We start from the raw sequence: 19,058 nt of genomic DNA on the forward strand, positions 1-19,058 counted from the left end.
TATATGAATTATTATGAGAAGGAACCTGTCCAGCGTGTGCAGCAGGATCATGCTGTTAAAATCGATAATCGTAAAAACATGGAGATAACCGGGGTAAAAGAAGTTGACAGCTTTGATAACGAGGAGTTTCTGCTGGAAACGGTCATGGGATATTTGATTGTCCGCGGGCAGAATCTGCAGCTGAAGAATCTGGATGTTGGTGATGGTGTTGTCACGATAAAGGGTAAAATATATGAGCTTTCCTATGTGGATGAACATAGTCAGGAGAAAGCTAAAGGGTTCTTTAGCAAGCTGTTTAAATGACACTCAATGTCCAATTCATCACCATGATTGCGATGGTTATAGGCGGATTATATTTGGGCATAATACAGGAAACATTCCGCCGTTTTTCCGTTCACTGGAAAAGACGTCGGGTTATGGCTTATTTTATGGAAATCAGCTTTTGGCTGTCACAGACCATGATACTCTATTATTTACTATTCAGGGTCAATAACGGAGAATTAAGGTTTTATGTGTTTGTCGCAGTATTGCTCGGATTTTCCGTCTATCAGGCACTCGTTGCAAACATATATAAACGGCTGCTTGAACAGATTATCTCGATTGTGCTGAAATGTTTTCGCATCATAGAAAAAGTGATAAATTTTCTCATTATCACACCTGTTAAATTTATCATTCAGGTTGCCGTAACCTGTGTCATGTTTGTTTTGCACATCCTCTTAAATATAGTGCGTTATGTTTTGAAGGTTGTAGTTGCACCCATTTTGTGGATATTTCGGGCGTTGTTTGGCATCTTGCCTGAAAATATTCAAAATAAATTATACAAAATTGCGGAATTTTATAGTACAATAGAAAATACCTGTAGAAAGTGGGTAAAAAAGATTTTGTTTAAGAGGAGGTAAATGCTGTTGTCCACAAAGGAAAAAACGCTGGCAAATTTGGAAACAAACTATAAACATAAGTATGATGCGTACATAGAAAGGCAAAAAAGAAAAAAGCAGCGATTGTTCCGCCGTCTTATGTTATTTTCCATTGTTGTTTTGATTACGTTTGGCAGTATGGCAGCCTACCATTTTAAACAACGATCCATTCAGGCTGAGAAAGCTGAACAGTATGAACAACTTGAAGGCAAACTTGCCGATCTGAAAAAAGAGGAAAAGAATCTTAATGAAGAGATTAAGCTGCTGAATAATGAGGAATATGTATTGGAGATAGCCCGAACTAATTATTTCTTCTCCAAAAAAGGGGAACTGATCTTCAATCTCCCTGATGAAGAACCCTCTTATTGACACGCTTTCATATGCTTAGCTATACTATATAAGAACTATATATTTTAAACTTTTAAGGAGGAGCATTTTTTTTATGTCAATCGAAGTAGGCAGCAAGCTGCAGGGAAAGGTAACCGGTATTACTAATTTTGGGGCCTTTGTGGAACTTGGTGAAGGTACTACGGGCTTGGTCCATATTAGTGAGGTTGCCGACAACTATGTTAAGGACATTCATGACCACCTGAGCGTCGGTGACGAAGTGAAGGTTAAAGTTATTAATGTCGAAAAGGATGGCAAGATTGGTTTATCTATCAAAAAAGCGAAGGATAGACCGGCGCGTTCCAGGAATAACCGTGATCGCGGAGAATCTTTTGAGTCCAAAATGAACAAATTTCTAAAGGATTCAGAAGATCGTTTAGCCTCTTTGAAGAAGCACACCGAATCCAAACGGGGAGGTCGAGGTGCTAAAAGAGGATAGTAGCTGCTGTCTAACAATAATGCTCTATGCGATGATAAATGAAAAGCAGGTATCACTTAAGAAAAGTGGTACCTGCTTTTTACTGTTTATGAAAGATTGGCTACGGCAAAAGCATAAATAGACAAAAAAAATTGTCTGATGGTTTTCCCTATAACGGCATGTGCCGCTTTGGGTCTCCCAGACAATTTTTTTCTTCAAATGTATAGCGGCGGAGGGGATCGAACCCCCGACCTCACGGGTATGAACCGTACGCTCTCGCCAGCTGAGCTACACCGCCAAAATTAATCACAAATGATATATTACAACAGCATTCGAAAAGTGTCAATGGTTTTTTTATGTCGCAGTTATAAAAATATATCCTTTAGTATAATTCGATTACCGATTGAGCCATGTCCAGCTCCGGCGCCCAGCAACTAGCAAACTTCACACTCCTCACTACGATAAGTCAACATCGGTTCGCTTCCAGCTCACCGTGTTTCCTTTATCTCATTGCGGAGTGCTCCAGTTTATACGTTGCTAAACGGGCACCTGCGCTTTTTGCTTTTCTTTATAGCAAATTAGACATTACTAAACAGAATACGGTAGTGGTTGTAGAATATCGCTTGTCCGAACAGAAAGCAGTCGAACGATTTTTTGATTTGGTCTGCTTGTTTTGACAAAAAAAGAATGCATACTGTGATTTAATGTTCCTAAGAGGGAGTGATTTTGTATGATGGATTCAATTCCAAGAGCGGAATCTAAAGGGGTTGGGGTTCATAACAAACAATTGCACAGATTGCGCTTGAAGATTTCTTCACAGACCAAATCATTACTGTTTGAAAGGGGGTGGCTGTTTTACCTGGTAGGATTTTTGCTTGGACGGGCTGTCATCCTTGAAGCTGTCTCACCATTTGCTGCAGCATTTTTAGCAACGATCTGGCTTATCCACCGGGACAAGGCGGCTAAAGTTATGCTTGCAGTTTTTGCTGGTGCATTAACGTATTCTGTTTTTCATGGCATGTACATAGCACTTGCTATGGTTGTTTTTATTTTTCTTGCAGGTATTTTTAAACATGCCAAAAACCAGCAACTGCTTATTCCACTATTTGTATTTCTTTCCGCAGTGGCACCGCGCCTGTGTGTCTATTCCATCATGGGTCAGCTGTCATCATATGAATGGATGCTTCTGTTTGTCGAGGGGGTACTCGGAACCGTCCTAGTACTTATCTTTATGCAGAGTATTCCGCTATTATCACCAAAACGATATAAACCTGCATTAAAGAACGAGGAAATTATTTGTATGATCATTCTACTGGCTTCGATCTTGACCGGGACAATTGGTTGGGAAGTTTATGATGCTGCTGTAGAACAGGTTTTATCCCGGTATTTTGTGATGATGCTTGCCTTTGTCGGCGGCGCAGCAATTGGATCGACGGTAGGTGTGGTTGCTGGACTGATTCTGTCGCTGGCAAACGTGGCGAATCTATATCAGATGAGTCTGCTTGCTTTTTCCGGATTATTGGGGGGATTACTGAAGGAAGGCAGTAAAGTCGGGGTTGTAATTGGTTTGTTTGTCGGAACATTTTTAGTCGGGATTTACGGGGAGTCTCATACATTGATTCCTTCATTGATGGAGTCGACCATTGCTGCGTTGTTATTCTTTTTGACACCGGCAAGTCTGTTCCGGAAACTGTCCAAATATATTCCCGGGACTGAGGAACATTCCAACGAACAGGAACAGTATCTTCAAAAGGTGCGAAATGTTACCGCAAAACGTGTAGAGCAATTTTCGGATGTATTTGAAGCGCTCTCAAAAAGCTTCGCCAATTCAGAAAAACCTGATGAAGACCAAAGACATGCAAATCGGGAAACAGATTATTTTTTAAGCCAGGTGACTGAAAAGACATGCCAGTCCTGTTTTATGAAGGATCGCTGCTGGCAGAAACAGTTTGACCGAACCTATTCTTTAATGGAGGATTTAAAAGATGATTTGTCTGAAGGCAACGCGCCGAATCGAAAACTAATGAGTGATTTTGAAAACCACTGTGTCAAATCGAAAAAAGTGGTGGATACCATCAAAGATGAAGTATCCTTTTTTGAAGCAAATAAAAAGCTGAAAAAACAGGTCATGGAGAGCAAACGATTTGTGGCGGATCAGCTGCAGGGTGTATCTGAAGTTATGGAAGACTTTGCATCGGAGATTTTGAAAGAACGACAGCACCATGAGAAACAGGAGATGCAGATAATCCATATGTTGAAACAAATGGGAATCACCTTGGAAAAATTGGACATTTATCGATTGGACAAGGGGAATGTGGATATCGAAATGACAATATCGTTTTATGATTATCATGGGGAAGGGCCGAAACTGATTGCACCGGTCCTGTCTGATATTTTAAATGAAATGATTGTCGTGAAACATGAAGAGGTGTCTCCATTTCCTAATGGCTACTGTTACTTGATCTTTGGATCAGCGAAGGAATTTGTAATTGATACGGGCATCGCCAATGCGGCTAAAGGGGGTGGACTGGTTTCCGGTGACAGTTTTAAGACGATTGAGCTTGGTGAGGGTAAATATGCCATGGCAATCAGCGATGGGATGGGAAATGGTCAGCGGGCAAGTGAAGAAAGCAAGGAAACGCTTCGATTGCTGCAGCAAATTTTGCAGACAGGAATTCCGGAAAGGGTGGCTATCAAATCAATTAATTCCATTTTGGCATTAAGATCAACGGATGAGATGTTTGCGACGCTGGATCTTGCTGTTATTAATTTACACAATGCATTTGTCCGATTTTTGAAGATTGGTTCGACACCAAGTTTTATTAAACGCGGAAATGAAATGATTAAGGTGGAGGCAAGTAATCTTCCGATGGGGATTATCCAGGAGTTTGACGTGGATATTGTCGGTGAGCAGCTGATGAATGAGGATATCCTGATCATGATGAGCGATGGCATATTTGATGGCCCGAAACATATTGAAAATACGGATGCCTGGCTGAAACGCAAAATCAGGGAGATGAAAACAAATGATCCTCAGGAAATAGCCGATTTACTATTGGAAGAGGTTGTCCGAACGAGAGCGGGAGCAATTGATGATGACATGACGGTTGTTGTCGCTAAGATTGTAAAAAATTCACCACAATGGGCTTCCATACCGTACTATTCCAATGAAGCCCAATAGTAATGGGGGGAGGCGTAACATTCCAATCGGCAAGGTATATTCTTCCAGATTCCTGGTGATGATGGTAGTGGAATCAATGGGAGGTATGCTGTATGAAAAAAGGCACTTTAAAACAGATATTATTAATTACAGATGGATGTTCGAATAAAGGGGAGGACCCGGCTGCAACTGCAGCACTTGCATATCAGCAGGGGATAACAGTGAATGTCATCGGGATTATGGATGACAATCAGACGGAACAGCCTGAAGGATTTCAGGAAGTGGAAGACATTTCAATGTCAGGGGGCGGTGTCAGTCAAATTGTTTATAAGCAGGCATTATCACAAACGGTACAAACTGTAACCAAACAGGGAATGACACAGACATTGCAGGGGTTTGTCAATAAAGAATTGAAACAAATACTGGGACCTGGACAGTCGATGGAGGATATTGAACCCGAAAAGCGCGGGGAGATTATGGAAGTTGTGGAAGATATGGGGGAAACCTGTGACCTGGAGGTGCTTGTTCTGGTCGATACTAGTGCGAGCATGAAGGATAAGCTGCCAACGGTGAAAGAGTCATTGATTGATTTGTCCATCAGCCTTAATGCGCGTATCGGCCGAAATCGTTTTTGTATTTACAGTTTCCCCGGTAGACGTAAGGATGTTCAGAAGGTGTTTGACTGGTCACCAAAGCTTGATTCTGTTTCAACGATCTTTCCTAAATTGACCAGTGGCGGAATCACTCCAACAGGACCGGCGATTCGTGAGGCCATGTATCAGTTTGGCCGGAACACTTTGTTAAGGAGTTTCGAAGATGAACAAGGCACAGAAGAAGCCTGAGATCGACTTTTTGCCCGGTATGGTTATCACCGGCAAGTGGCATAAAACGCAATATACAATTAAAGAAAAGCTTGGCAGCGGTGCAGTGGGAAATGTCTATTTATGCGAATTCAACGGACAACAGGCAGCGCTGAAGATAAGCGAAAACAGTGCATCCATGACAATGGAAGTAAATGTCCTGAAAGCGTTTGAACAGGTCCAGGGAAGCCGCCTTGGACCTTGTTTACTTGATGTTGATGATTATGAATACGGAAAGGGAAGAGTTTATTCCTTTTATGTAATGGAGTACTTGCAAGGGGAGTCGTTAACCCGTTTTATCAGACGTCAAGGCAGGGAATGGATCGGTGTTTTTATGCTTCAGCTGCTCGATGATCTGGAGCGGCTCCACGAGTTTGGATGGGTTTTTGGCGACTTCAAAACGGAAAACTTATTAGTCATTTCATCGCCGCCACGGGTGCGTTGGATTGATGTTGGGGGGACAACGCAAATTGGCAGGGCGATTAAGGAATATACGGAATTTTACGATCGGGGTTACTGGGGGATGGGGAGCAGAAAAGCTGAACCAAGTTATGACCTTTTCGCGCTTGTCATGGTATTTCTAACTGTATGTTATCCAAAACGCTTCGAAAAAGGGACCAATCCCAAGGCAACACTTCTAAAAAAATTGGATGATGCAAAACTGCTTGCTGTTTACAGAGAGTCGTTGAAAAAGGCAGTAATGGGAAAGTATCAGTCAAGCTCACAAATGAAAAGTGATGTAACTAAAGTGCTGAATCACATTCGGGTTTCACGGGCTGCGGACAGTCCCGGCAAACAGGGCGCTGGGTCTATGTTAATGGAAACTGGCGGAATCGCTGCTGTTGCCGCCTTCTTCTATTTTTCTTCATTGCTGTTGTAGAATTACTGTTATGAAACGTTCGATTCTGCTTTTCTTATGTTTCAAATATGTGGTATCATTAATTCAGTATGTAAACTAATATTTCGTGTGGAGATGGGCAGTGAAATGATTGAGAAAGTGAAGACTTTTATGAAAGAACATCAGTTGCTGGAGGCGAATTCCAATGTACTGGTTGGTGTCTCAGGCGGTCCGGATTCCATGGCGCTCCTACACTTTTTTTCCATCATCCGGGAGGTGTGGAATCTGAATGTAATTGCTGTTACAGTGGATCATCAACTGCGTGGCGAGGAATCTTTGGATGATCTTGCATATGTCCGTCAAATGTGTGATCAATGGAATATTCAATTTGTGGGAACTTCTTTGGATGTTCCTTCGTATAAAAAGGAGAAGCAAATGGGAACACAGGAAGCTGCCCGCAACCTGCGATATGGATTTTTCGAAAAACAAATGAAATCCTTTGATGCTGATGTCCTTGCCCTTGGTCACCATGGTGATGATCAAATAGAAACTGTCATAATGGCACTTGCCCGTACCGCCGACCCCGGAGCACTTTCAGGAATCCCCGTTAAGCGTGATTTTGCGAATGGCATGATTATCAGGCCGTTTCTATGTACGACAAAAGATGAATTGGAAGCATATTGCGTGCAGCAGCAGATTATTCCCAGAAGAGATCCTTCCAACGATGAGACGGTTTATACGCGCAACTTTTTCCGGAAACAGCTGCTCCCATTACTAAAAGATAGAAATCCAAATATACATAATACAGTACAGCATTTAAGCGAAGTGCTGCAGGAAGATGAGCGGTTTTTACTTGATGAGGCGGCTGAAATGGTGCAGGAGAACGTGAAAATGGATCACGAATTAAATAAAATCTCATTCGATAGTACAGTATTTTCCTCGTTTCCCTATTCTTTACAAAGGCGTGCCTATCATCTAATATTAAATTATCTATATAAAAAATGGCCAAAAAATTTATCGTATGTGCATGAACAACAATTTTTTGACTTATTGCATCGAACATCCGGAAATACACATATTGATTTTCCTTACAACCTGAAACTGAACAATATGTACGGGACATTTGTTTTATTCTTCCCGGAAGAGCAGCCGGAAGCACCGTCAGTGCCGGCAGTGATGGAAATCCCGAGTGAAACAAATTGGTACAATGGAACCATTACAGCCTGTTACACAGACGATCCGGGAGAACAATCAGAAATGAGTTATGCATGCGGCAAGGAGGAAGTTGCATTGCCGTTGCACGTCCGAACGCGACGGAATGGAGACAGGATGTGCTGGAAAGGGCTGCAGGGGAGTAAAAAATTGAAAGATATTTTCATCGATGCAAAAGTACCTTTGACCGAACGGGATAAATGGCCGGTAGTTGTTGATAATAACGGAACAGTCTTGTGGCTGGTTGGTCTGAAAAAAAGAATTCCTGAGGTGCAAAGGGAATATGACACATACATTCAGCTGAAATTTGAAAAACGTAATTCGCAGGAGGGACAGCATGCATAACGACATTGAAAAAGTATTGATTACGGAAGAAGAGATTGCGCAAAAGTGTTCGGAACTTGGAAAACAGCTTACCGAAGAATATGATGGCAGGTTCCCGCTTGCGATTGGTGTTTTGAAAGGGGCCATGCCTTTCATGTCAGATATCCTCCGTCGAGTGGAAACACACCTGGAGATGGATTTTATGGATGTATCCAGCTATGGGGGAAAGATGCGGTCCTCAGGTGAGGTTAAGATTGTGAAAGACCTGGATACGAAGGTTGAAGGCCGTGATTTACTAATCATTGAAGACATCATTGACAGCGGTCTGACATTGAGCTATCTGGTTGATTTATTTAAGTACCGTAAAGCGAGATCTATTAAAATTGTTACGCTGCTTGATAAACCATCCGGCCGTTCCGCACATATAAAAGCGGATATCGTTGGATTTGAGGTTCCAAACGAATTTGTCGTGGGCTATGGACTTGATTATGAGGAAAAATACCGTAACCTCCCATATATCGGTGTGCTGAAGCCGCGAATCTATGGTGGCGACGAATAAAGGAAATGAATAATTTTAAACAATAAAACCCATATTTCGGGGAACTCAAATTTCATGAAATTGTAAGTGGAATTAGTTGTATTAGCACTTTTTTCTATGGTACTATGTTTGTAGTTTTTCCCGCTTGGGAGGAGGTAAGGAATGAATCGTATATTTCGCAATGTTGTCTTTTATTTACTCATATTTCTAGTAGTAATTGGCGTCATTGGAGTATTTAATGGACAAAATGAACAGGCAGAACAATATGATGTAAAAGAGTTTATGCAAGCTCTGAATAATGGCAAGGTCGAAGAAATGACGATGCAGCCATCGAATGGAATAATCCGTATTACCGGTAAATTGGGGGATGACAAATCATTTGTCACACAAGTTCCGGAAAATACGAATATTGTATCGAATATATATGATAAAGCAACAAAACAAAGTGTGCTCAATGTGAAGGAAGAAGAACAGCCAAGCGGCTGGGTAACCTTCCTGACAACTATGATTCCATTTTTGATACTGGGGTTATTTTTCTTCTTTATTCTAAGCCAGGCACAAGGCGGCGGTGGCGGCCGTGTAATGAACTTCGGCAAGAGTAAAGCAAAAATGTACAATGAGGATAAGAAAAAGGTTCGCTTTAAAGATGTAGCAGGGGCAGATGAAGAGAAGCAGGAACTTGTAGAGGTTGTTGAGTTTCTGAAGGATCCGCGCAAATTCTCCTCCGTTGGTGCCCGTATTCCAAAAGGGGTACTGCTTGTAGGACCTCCGGGAACAGGTAAAACATTACTTGCTCGTGCAGTAGCAGGAGAAGCAGGAACACCATTCTTCTCCATCAGTGGTTCTGACTTTGTGGAGATGTTTGTTGGTGTCGGTGCTTCCCGTGTACGCGACCTATTTGAAAATGCTAAAAAGAATGCACCTTGTATCGTATTTATTGATGAGATTGATGCAGTTGGCCGTCAGCGTGGTGCCGGACTCGGCGGTGGACACGATGAGCGTGAACAAACATTGAACCAATTGCTTGTCGAAATGGATGGATTCGGTGCCAATGAAGGCATCATTATGATTGCAGCAACAAACCGTCCGGATATTCTGGACCCTGCATTGCTTCGTCCCGGACGTTTCGACAGACAGATTACCGTTAACCGTCCTGATGTAAAAGGACGTGAAGAAGTCCTGAAAGTTCATGCACAGGATAAACCATTGGATAATACCGTCGATTTGAAAACCATTGCGATGCGTACACCTGGCTTTTCCGGTGCAGACTTGGAGAATTTGTTAAATGAAGCAGCATTGGTTGCCGCACGTTTTGACAAAACAAAAATTGATATGCTGGACGTTGATGAGGCAATTGACCGTGTAATTGCTGGTCCGGCTAAGAAAAGTAAAGTTATTTCCCAGAAAGAAAGAAATATTGTTGCCCACCATGAAAGCGGACATACAATTATTGGTATGGTTCTGGATGAAGCGGATATGGTACATAAGGTTACGATTGTACCGCGGGGACAGGCAGGCGGTTATGCTGTCATGCTTCCAAAAGAGGATCGTTACTTTATGACGAAACCTGAGCTTTTTGATAAAATCACCGGTCTTTTGGGCGGACGTGTAGCCGAAGAAATTATGTTCGGCGAAGTAAGTACAGGTGCGTCAAATGACTTTCAGCGTGCAACAGCGATTGCCCGTAAGATGATTACAGAATACGGCATGAGTGATAAAATTGGACCGCTTCAGTTTACAAGTGGCGGTGGTGAAGTATTCCTCGGCCGTGATATTCAAAACGATCAGAATTACAGTGATACGATTGCTTATGAGATTGATACGGAAATGCAAAACTTTATCGGTTATTGTTACGATCGTGCAAAAACAATTCTGACCGAAAATAAAGATAAGCTTGAATTAATTGCACAAACATTGCTTGATGTTGAAACATTGGATGCCAAGCAAATTAAGAGTCTGTTTGAGGACGGTGTGCTGCCTGAACCTGCAGAGGATCAAACCGAACAACGGAAAGTTGCGGATGACGAGAAGGATGTTAAAGTGAACATCAATTCCAAGCAGGATGCTGACGCCGAACCTGAAACATATGAAGAGGCAAAGAAAAAAGCTGAAGAAAAACGCAGAGAAGAACGCGAAGCTGAGAAAGAAGAAGAACAGGAAGAATCAAAACCGCAAGACGGCACTTCCGATGATGATCCTAAACAATAATGTTTGATAAGGCCCTCCATGTATGATGGAGGGCTTTTCTATATGGTCTGTCATAATTTAGTATCCCGGCACATGATTCATGGCAACATGTATACCTTATCTTCGCCTAACATGCCAACAGTCAACTTGCTTACCAGAGTCCGGTTAAACAGTACTTACGCTTTTCCTATCCTTATTCATTTATGGTATATTAAAAGACAGAAAAATAATAACTGGGTGGGAAGGTTTGGTTCAGGATGCTTTTTGTGCTTGATGTAGGAAATACAAACACGGTGTTAGGTGTGTTTCATCACGATAAATTGATCCATGAATGGCGGATCAAAACAGATCGACATAAAACAGAAGATGAATTTGGCATATTGATAAAGTCAATGCTGGAACATGAAGATATATCGTTGGCCGACATTACCGGAGTCATTATTTCGTCAGTTGTCCCTCCTATCATGTTTGCACTGGAGAAGATGTCAACGAAATATTTTCATACGGAAGCAATGGTAATCGGCAAGGAACCGGTACATTCCTATTTGAAAATGGCTTATCCAAAACCGGAAGAAATCGGAGCTGACAGAATTGTGAATGCAATAGGGGCGCTGCATGAATACGATGCTCCACTGATTATAATTGATTTTGGAACAGCTACGACATATTGTTACATTAACGAAAACAAAGAATATCAGGGCGGACTGATAGCTCCGGGAATTCATATTTCAATGGAAGCATTATATCAGAAGGCGTCCAAGCTGCCCAAAATTGAAATTCAGGCACCAGATAATGTCGTTGGCAGTTCAACTGTGGAAGCAATGCAATCCGGTGTTTTTTATGGGTACGTTGGACAGGTTGATGGTATAGTCAACCGATTGAAAGGGCAGGCTTCCAAAGAACCGGTCGTAATTGCGACAGGAGGGCTTGCCCCGCTTATTTCCGATGCATCGGAAACAATTGACTATGTTGATCAATATTTGACACTAAAAGGATTGTATTTGATCTATCAAAAAAACAGGCAAAAAAATTCATAAAAAGGAGACTGAGTATTACCGTGAAGGATTATTTGGTTAAAGCAACAACATGGGATGGAATGGTACGTGCATATGCAGCAACAACAACGAATACAGTGGAAGAATCCAGAAGACGCCAGGACACATATGCAACTGCATCAGCTGCTCTTGGGCGGACGGTCACCATCACAGCTATGATGGGAGCTATGCTGAAAGGTGATAATTCACTGACTGTTAAAGTGGAAGGGAACGGACCAATTGGTGTAATCGTCGCAGATGGCAATGCAATCGGTGATGTCCGCGGATATGTCACAAACCCTCATGTTGATTTTGATTTGAACGCAAAAGGCAAGCTTGATGTTGCCAGGGCCGTGGGAACGGAAGGAAATATCGGTGTCGTAAAAGATTTGGGCCTCAAAGATTATTTTACAGGGCAGGTGCCAATTGTTTCAGGAGAAATCAGTGAAGACTTTACGTATTACTTTGCAAACTCCGAGCAAATCCCATCTGCAGTAGGCGCTGGCGTTCTTGTTAATCCAGATCAGTCTATCCTGGCTGCGGGCGGATTTATTGTACAGGTGATGCCTGGTGCTTCTGAAGAATTAATTGCAGTCCTGGAGGATAAAATTCAAAACTTCCCAGCCATTTCAACCTTGATCAGAGAAGGAAATTCACCCGAACAAATTTTGGAGCGCTTGTTTGGTAAGGACGAAGTGAAAATTCACGAAACACTACCGGTACAATTCAAATGCAAGTGTTCAAGAGAACGGCTGGAAAATGCAATAATGGGTCTTGGTTCAGAGGAAATTCAGAAAATGATTGATGAAGATCATGGTGCAGAAGCTACGTGCCATTTTTGCAATGAAAAATATCACTTTACAGAAAATGAACTTGAAACACTGAAACATTCTGCCAATGGAAAGTGAAAGGAGTTTCTATGAAAAGGAATTTTCTGTTTGGAGTAATTGCAGTTCTGATTATTACCAATATTGCGACGCTTTTATTTTGGCGGACGGATAAAAATGTTGTCTTTGAAGATGGTAATACAGAAATCGACAGCCGGGAACCGGTGGCAACAATTGATCATAAAAAGATTAAATATGAAGAATGGATGAACGCATTACGTGAAAATTATGGAAGAGAACAGTTGCAGCGCATGATTGACAGAGAAGTGGTTCTGCAGCTTGCTGCGGAACAAGACATTGAAATAAGCGAAAAAGTTATTTCCCGGGAAATATCCTTGCTTACAACAATGCAGGGTGTGATGTCGGAAAAGGAAACAAAGGCAAGGGAAAAACAATGGCGAAAAGACATCCTTTACCGTTATCAGCTTGGTGCGCTGCTGACTTCAGATGTTTCTGTTCCAGAAAAGAAAATTCGTGAATACTATAAGGATTATCATGATCAATATAATTTTAAAGCATCCATACAATTGTCGCATATTGTCGTACCCGATCGCCAAACTGCTGGAAAAGTTATGAATGAGCTTGAGAAAGGGTCATCATTTGAGTTGCTCGCGAGGGAATATTCACATGATGATGAAACAAAAAAGGATGGCGGATATCTCGGTTTCTTTGTTGATTACAGTAAATTTCTTCCGGATGGTTATGCAAAGAAAGCCATGAAGCTGAAGGAACGGTCCTACAGTGAACCATTTAAAAGCGGAGGTCATATGGCTATTATTTATCTTCACCGAAAACTTCCGGATATAAAATTTTCATACGAGGAGATAAAGCCTTACATAAAACGGGAGCTGGCGCTTGGCAAAACAACTAAAAACCTGGATGCAAAAGTACTTTGGAATAAACTGGACATTGATTGGGTATATGAATAGTAACCGGGTTAAGGGTGTTTCCTTTTCCTTGACATTTTTAGGCGTTAAACATACATTATAAATAAACCTATAAAAATACTTGGATTTAGGAGGATGAACATGCGGGTTGCTGAAAATATTACTGGTCTGATTGGGGAAACCCCTATTGTGAAATTGAACGGTTATGCTGATGAAGGCAGTGCAGATGTTTATTTGAAGTTGGAAGCGATGAATCCTGGAAGTTCGGTTAAAGACAGAATTGCATTGGCAATGATTGAGGCTGCTGAAAAAGAAGGTGCCCTTAAAGCCGGAGATACCATTATTGAACCAACCAGCGGAAATACCGGCATTGGCCTGGCAATGGTTGCAGCGGCAAAAGGTTACAAAGCTGTTTTGGTAATGCCTGATACGATGAGTAAAGAACGCCGTAATCTGCTTCGTGCTTATGGTGCTGAACTTGTACTAACACCAGGTTCTGATGGCATGAATGGAGCAATTAAAAAGGCGGAAGAACTGAAAGATGCTAACGGTTATTTTATGCCGCAGCAATTTAATAATGAGGCAAATCCGGAAGTACATGCCCGGACAACAGGTAATGAAATTGTGAAGCAGATGAGCGACGGTCTGGACGGATTTGTTTCCGGAATAGGTACGGGCGGCACAGTTACCGGTGCCGGAAAAGTATTGAAGGAAAACTTTAAGGATATTAAAGTGTATGCAGTTGAGCCGGAGGATTCGGCAATTCTTTCCGGGGGCTCTCCAGGCCCGCACAAAATTCAGGGTCTTGGTGCCGGTTTTGTACCGAAAGTGCTTGATACGGACGTTTATGATGAGGTAATCCGGATTTCCAATGATGAAAGTTTTGAAGCTACACGCGAAGCTGCCAAGCTCGATGGAATCCTTGGCGGTATTTCATCCGGGGCTGCAATAGCAGCAGCCAAAAAAGTAGCCAAAAAACTCGGCAAAGGTAAAAAAGTGCTGGCTGTTCTTCCGGATAACGGGGAGCGTTACCTTTCCACTCCATTGTTTCAACAAGACGAACAATAATCAGAGCGGATTCAAATGACCGGCGTCAGCTTAGATGCCGGTCTTTTTTCGTTTGATAGCAGAGGTCAACATCATGGGTTTGGCAGGACTTCCGCTTTTGTTTTCGCTATGATACGATAGTAGTCGTATAAATCGGTTGGAAAGAGGGTATCTGGATGAAGCTGCTGACAGATTCGAAGACATATGATTTGATGGAACGAACATATATTATGGGTATTTTGAATGTGACACCCGATTCATTTTCTGATGGTGGTAATTATACTGAAATCGATCAGGCGGTGAATCATGCTGTTGCTATGGAACGTGCGGGTGCTCATATTATTGATATTGGCGGGGAGTCAACGCGCCCTAACCATGATCCGGTATCGGAGGAAGATGAAATTGCACGGCTTGTACCTATTATCCGCAAAGTAAAGGAAAATGTGCATGTACCTATTTCAGTGGATACGTATAAAGCGGAAACTGCAAGACAAGCTATCAAGGCCGGTGCTGAAATTATTAATGATATATGGGGGGCAAAGAAAGAGCCTGCCATTACCAAAGTTGCAGCAGAATATAATGTACCTATTATTTTAATGCATAATCGTACAAATAAAGATTACACGTCAATCATTGATGATATGAAGAAGGATTTAAGGGAGAGCATTGCGATTGCCAAAGATGCGGGCGTGCGTGAAGAAAATATCATTCTTGATCCGGGCGTTGGATTTGCTAAAACAGCGGAAGATAATCTTGTCGTAATGAATCATCTCGATAAATTTCAAGAACTTGGTTTCCCGATTCTTTTAGGTACTTCGCGAAAGACATTTATCGGCAAAATCCTTAATGTTCCTCCCGTTGAACGTGATAATGGGACAGGGGCAACTACTTGTCTCGGTATTTCCAAAGGAGCGCAAATTATCCGGGTTCATAATGTGGAACTGCATGTCGAATTGGCAAAAATGATGGATGCCATGCTTGGAAAGAAAGGGGCGGTTTCCATTGGATAAAATAATGCTTAATCAAATGGAGTTTTACGGGTTTCACGGGCTTTATCCGGAAGAAAATAAGCTCGGCCAGCGTTTTTATGTAAATACCGAACTTATGCTTGATTTAACAAAATCAGCCACAACTGATGATATGAAAGATTCCATTGATTATGGGGAAGTATATGAATGTGTCAAAGGTGTAGTGGAAGGGTCTCCCAAAAATTTGATTGAAGCAGTTGCAGAGGACATTTCCGTTGAACTTTTCCAGCGGTTTACACAGCTGCAGGCGTGTACAATCAGGGTGATAAAACCGGACCCTCCGATACCTGGTCATTATCAGTCTGTAGGGGTTGAAATATTTCGGGAGCGCAAGCAATGACACAAGCTTTTTTGGCATTGGGAACCAACATAGAACCACGGCAGGAACATTTGAGACAGGCGATTCATCAGTTGGGTGATCAGAATCATATTGAAATCGTGAACCAATCTTCGGTCTATGAAACGGTTCCTGTCGGGTACAGGGATCAGAGCGATTTTTTGAATATGGTTATTGAAATAAATACGGTGCTTTCACCGGCGGAACTTTTGGACTTTTGTCAGTCAATTGAACAGAGTCTCGGAAGAAAGCGAAAAATTCGTTTTGGTCCACGTACAATTGACCTTGACATTTTAATATATAATCAAGAAAATAGAAAAACAGAACGACTGATAATTCCACATCCGCGGATGCATGAACGTGCATTTGTGCTTGTGCCATTAAATGAAATTGCAGCGGATCTGCCATTATCCAGTGGGAACAGGACAGCTTCGGACTATTTGGCAGCACTTCCAGACAGCGACATAAAGGATGTAAGACGATGGACGGAAAACGACTTGGCAGACGAATAAGAGCCTTCAGAAAGTTAAAAGGACATACACAGGTCAGCCTGGCTAATGCGCTGGAGATTCCGATTATTACATTGGGCAACGTTGAACGCGGCAAACAGCAAGCGAATGATGAAATGCTGGATGCAATTGCGGAAAAGCTGAATATATCGAAACATGAATTGATTTTGAGTGATGAACAGAAGGAACACTAATGTTCAGGCTGGTAGCGAATCATTTTGGTCTTGTAGTGGATCCGTATGGAAGCATGCGAAAAACAGTTCGATATTATAAGTAATGCCCAGGTAACAGAAGCAGAAAATAGAGCTTCATAATCGGGAAATCTGCCAGTTTGCTGCTGGCAGATTTCATGTTTCATAGCGGGGAAAGGGCTTTAAGGATGAAACAAGACCCATTTTTCTTTATACTTATATATAATTGGACGAATGGAACGGTGTCCGGTCATTTAAAAAAAGTAATGGAGTGATAATAGTGTCAGAAGAATTGAACGAACATATGCGGGTTCGCCGGGAGAAACTGGATTCTTACAGGGAACAGGGAGTAGATCCTTTTGGCGGTAAATTCAACCGAACACACCTTGCTGAGGATTTAATCGCCAAGTATGACCAGTTCTCCAAAGAAGAACTGGAGGAAAAAACAGATAAAGTTACAATTGCCGGACGTGTAATGACCAAACGCGGAAAAGGAAAAGCCGGATTTGGACATGTGCAGGATTTGAGCGGACAAATTCAGATTTATGTACGGAAAGATACAATCGGAGAATCAGCTTATGAAATTTTTAAATCCGTCGACATGGGCGATATCGTTGGGGTAACTGGTGTCATGTTCAAAACAAAAGTCGGGGAATTGTCCGTTAAGGCAACTGAATTCACCCTGTTAACGAAATCGTTGCGTCCGCTGCCGGAAAAGTACCACGGTCTGAAAGATATTGAACAGCGTTATCGTCAACGCTATTTGGACTTGATTACAAATATGGACAGCAAGGAAACGTTTGTGCTGCGCAGTAAAATTATTCAATCAATGCGCCGCTATCTTGACGAAATCGGTTATTTGGAAGTAGAAACACCTATGATGCACGGAATTCCGGGTGGTGCTTCAGCACGCCCATTTGAAACACATCACAATGCCTTGGATATTCCTCTCTATATGAGGATAGCAATCGAACTGCATTTAAAGCGCCTCATTGTAGGCGGAATGGAAAAAGTGTACGAAATCGGCCGTGTGTTCCGTAACGAAGGTGTTTCCACCCGCCATAATCCCGAATTCACCATGATGGAACTGTATGAAGCTTACGCTGATTTCCATGATGTTATGACATTGACCGAAAATTTGATTGCACATATTGCTACAGAGGTTCTCGGAAGTGCCGTTGTAAACTATGGGGATTATGAAGTGAATCTGATACCGGAATGGAAACGACTGCACATGGTTGATGCAGTTATGGAATATACAGGTGTGGACTTTTGGCAGAAAATGAGTGACGAAGATGCAAAAGGCCTGGCAAAAGAACACGGCGTTCAAATTCAGGATACGATGACATTTGGTCACATTGTTAATGAATTCTTTGAACAAAAAGTGGAAGAGAAATTAATACAACCAACATTTATATATGGTCATCCTGTTGAAATTTCACCACTTGCCAAACTGAATTCTGAGGATGATCGGTTTACAGACCGATTCGAATTATTTATCGTCGGCAGGGAACATGCAAATGCCTTTAGTGAATTGAATGATCCGATTGATCAGCGTGAACGCTTTGAACAGCAGGTGAAAGAACGCGAACAGGGAAATGATGAAGCACAGTTGATGGATGAAGACTTTCTGGAAGCACTGGAATATGGTATGCCTCCAACAGGCGGTCTAGGAATTGGAATTGACCGTCTTGTGATGTTATTGACTAACTCTCCATCGATTCGCGATGTACTGCTCTTCCCTCAAATGCGTAATAAGTAATAAATGGTTAAATGTATCCCGCGCCACTCCAGAGTGGTGCGGGTTTTTTAAGGGGTGCAATGTTCATTTTCTGTATTATTAAATGGCGCAATACCGGGGCTGGATAAAATACCCAAAAATTTAAGGTTATTTTCTATTGATTTCAGGGAATAATCATGGTACATTAGATATCGTTGCGCTTGGATAGGCAACCGAATCAATCTTTCAAAAAAACATTTCAATAAAGTTGTTGACATTGTTTGCTGAAGATGGTATATTAATTAGGTCGCTGTTTTGAGGCGACAATAAATTATTTGCTCTTTGAAAACTGAACAAAATAACCAGTATGTCAAGCGAAACAGGACAAAAGCAAATGCTTTTTCCCTGGATTCAATTTTAAAGCTAAGACTTAAACCTATGGTTGATTGATGTCAATCATAGACAAACTTTTGGAGAGTTTGATCTTGGCTCAGGACGAACGCTGGCGGCGTGCCTAATACATGCAAGTCGAGCGCGGGAAGCAGACGGAAGCCTTCGGGTGGAAGTCTGTGGAACG

Annotated in this window: 19 protein-coding genes, 1 tRNA gene and 1 rRNA gene; 20 read left to right on the top strand and 1 reads right to left on the bottom strand. The window is 42.0% G+C overall.

Annotated elements, in window-relative coordinates; translation table 11 throughout:
- Nucleotides 1–3 precede the first annotated feature (3 nt).
- From yabP to B1K71_RS19490, 4 genes are all read left to right on the top strand, one after another.
- The gene (gene yabP / locus B1K71_RS19475) at nt 4–303 is read left to right on the top strand and encodes a sporulation protein YabP (protein WP_077329966.1); all 300 of its coding nucleotides are present in this window, start codon (nt 4–6) and stop codon (nt 301–303) included.
- Nucleotides 300–899, top strand: coding sequence for a spore cortex biosynthesis protein YabQ (gene yabQ / locus B1K71_RS19480; protein WP_077329967.1), 600 nt, complete (start codon nt 300–302; stop codon nt 897–899). The genes yabP and yabQ overlap by 4 nt, the downstream gene beginning before the upstream one ends.
- A 6-nt stretch (nt 900–905) precedes the next feature.
- Nucleotides 906–1,286 carry an FtsB family cell division protein gene (locus B1K71_RS19485; protein ID WP_077330398.1) on the top strand — a complete coding sequence of 127 codons (381 nt, stop codon included), beginning with the start codon at nt 906–908 and terminating at the stop codon, nt 1,284–1,286.
- 73 nt (nt 1,287–1,359) lie between these two features.
- Nucleotides 1,360–1,743, top strand: coding sequence for a S1 domain-containing RNA-binding protein (locus B1K71_RS19490; RefSeq protein ID WP_077329969.1), 384 nt, complete (start codon nt 1,360–1,362; stop codon nt 1,741–1,743).
- Between the two features lie 203 nt (nt 1,744–1,946).
- Here B1K71_RS19490 and B1K71_RS19495 read toward each other — a convergent pair.
- Nucleotides 1,947–2,020: transfer RNA gene (locus B1K71_RS19495), tRNA-Met, on the bottom strand.
- A 432-nt stretch (nt 2,021–2,452) separates the two neighbouring features.
- Between B1K71_RS19495 and spoIIE the strand changes: the two genes are divergently transcribed.
- The 16 genes from spoIIE to B1K71_RS19575 form a co-directional block, all read left to right on the top strand.
- Nucleotides 2,453–4,903 (top strand): stage II sporulation protein E, encoded by a 2,451-nt coding sequence (gene spoIIE / locus B1K71_RS19500; protein ID WP_077329971.1) that lies wholly within the window; start codon nt 2,453–2,455, stop codon nt 4,901–4,903.
- A gap of 92 nt (nt 4,904–4,995) precedes the next feature.
- Nucleotides 4,996–5,724, top strand: coding sequence for a VWA domain-containing protein (locus B1K71_RS19505; RefSeq protein ID WP_077329973.1), 729 nt, complete (start codon nt 4,996–4,998; stop codon nt 5,722–5,724).
- Nucleotides 5,699–6,622, top strand: a complete 924-nt coding sequence (locus tag B1K71_RS19510; protein ID WP_077329975.1) for a protein kinase domain-containing protein — start codon at nt 5,699–5,701, stop codon at nt 6,620–6,622. The genes B1K71_RS19505 and B1K71_RS19510 overlap by 26 nt, the downstream gene beginning before the upstream one ends.
- A 105-nt stretch (nt 6,623–6,727) precedes the next feature.
- A complete protein-coding gene (gene tilS / locus B1K71_RS19515; protein WP_077329977.1) occupies nt 6,728–8,137 on the top strand; it encodes a tRNA lysidine(34) synthetase TilS in 1,410 nt (469 codons plus the stop codon).
- Nucleotides 8,130–8,675, top strand: a complete 546-nt coding sequence (hpt, locus tag B1K71_RS19520) for a hypoxanthine phosphoribosyltransferase (protein WP_077329979.1) — start codon at nt 8,130–8,132, stop codon at nt 8,673–8,675. Before tilS ends, hpt begins: the two co-directional genes overlap by 8 nt.
- Before the next feature lie 141 nt (nt 8,676–8,816).
- A complete protein-coding gene (gene ftsH, locus B1K71_RS19525) occupies nt 8,817–10,862 on the top strand; it encodes an ATP-dependent zinc metalloprotease FtsH (protein ID WP_077329981.1) in 2,046 nt (681 codons plus the stop codon).
- A 236-nt stretch (nt 10,863–11,098) separates the two neighbouring features.
- Nucleotides 11,099–11,878 (top strand): type III pantothenate kinase, encoded by a 780-nt coding sequence (locus tag B1K71_RS19530; RefSeq protein ID WP_077329983.1) that lies wholly within the window; start codon nt 11,099–11,101, stop codon nt 11,876–11,878.
- A 20-nt stretch (nt 11,879–11,898) separates the two neighbouring features.
- On the top strand, nt 11,899–12,783 hold the full coding sequence (hslO, locus tag B1K71_RS19535; RefSeq protein ID WP_077329985.1) for an Hsp33 family molecular chaperone HslO: 885 nt from the start codon (nt 11,899–11,901) through the stop codon (nt 12,781–12,783).
- An 11-nt stretch (nt 12,784–12,794) separates the two neighbouring features.
- Nucleotides 12,795–13,691: a peptidylprolyl isomerase gene (locus tag B1K71_RS19540; protein ID WP_077329987.1), complete on the top strand. Its 897-nt coding sequence runs from the start codon at nt 12,795–12,797 to the stop codon at nt 13,689–13,691.
- 99 nt (nt 13,692–13,790) lie between these two features.
- Nucleotides 13,791–14,717: a cysteine synthase A gene (cysK, locus tag B1K71_RS19545; RefSeq protein WP_077329989.1), complete on the top strand. Its 927-nt coding sequence runs from the start codon at nt 13,791–13,793 to the stop codon at nt 14,715–14,717.
- Between the two features lie 155 nt (nt 14,718–14,872).
- Nucleotides 14,873–15,706: a dihydropteroate synthase gene (folP, locus tag B1K71_RS19550; RefSeq protein ID WP_077329991.1), complete on the top strand. Its 834-nt coding sequence runs from the start codon at nt 14,873–14,875 to the stop codon at nt 15,704–15,706.
- On the top strand, nt 15,699–16,064 hold the full coding sequence (gene folB / locus B1K71_RS19555; RefSeq protein WP_077329993.1) for a dihydroneopterin aldolase: 366 nt from the start codon (nt 15,699–15,701) through the stop codon (nt 16,062–16,064). The genes folP and folB overlap by 8 nt, the downstream gene beginning before the upstream one ends.
- Complete coding sequence (gene folK, locus B1K71_RS19560) at nt 16,061–16,573, top strand: 2-amino-4-hydroxy-6-hydroxymethyldihydropteridine diphosphokinase (RefSeq protein ID WP_077329995.1); 513 nt, start codon at nt 16,061–16,063, stop codon at nt 16,571–16,573. Before folB ends, folK begins: the two co-directional genes overlap by 4 nt.
- Nucleotides 16,543–16,764, top strand: a complete 222-nt coding sequence (locus tag B1K71_RS19565) for a helix-turn-helix domain-containing protein (RefSeq protein ID WP_077329997.1) — start codon at nt 16,543–16,545, stop codon at nt 16,762–16,764. Before folK ends, B1K71_RS19565 begins: the two co-directional genes overlap by 31 nt.
- A 277-nt stretch (nt 16,765–17,041) precedes the next feature.
- A complete protein-coding gene (lysS, locus tag B1K71_RS19570; protein WP_077329999.1) occupies nt 17,042–18,523 on the top strand; it encodes a lysine--tRNA ligase in 1,482 nt (493 codons plus the stop codon).
- A gap of 425 nt (nt 18,524–18,948) precedes the next feature.
- A 16S ribosomal RNA gene (locus B1K71_RS19575) occupies nt 18,949–19,058 on the top strand; the annotation flags it as partial.

The organism is Virgibacillus siamensis, assembly GCF_900162695.1.
Classification (GTDB): Bacteria; Bacillota; Bacilli; order Bacillales; family Amphibacillaceae; genus Lentibacillus; species Lentibacillus siamensis_A.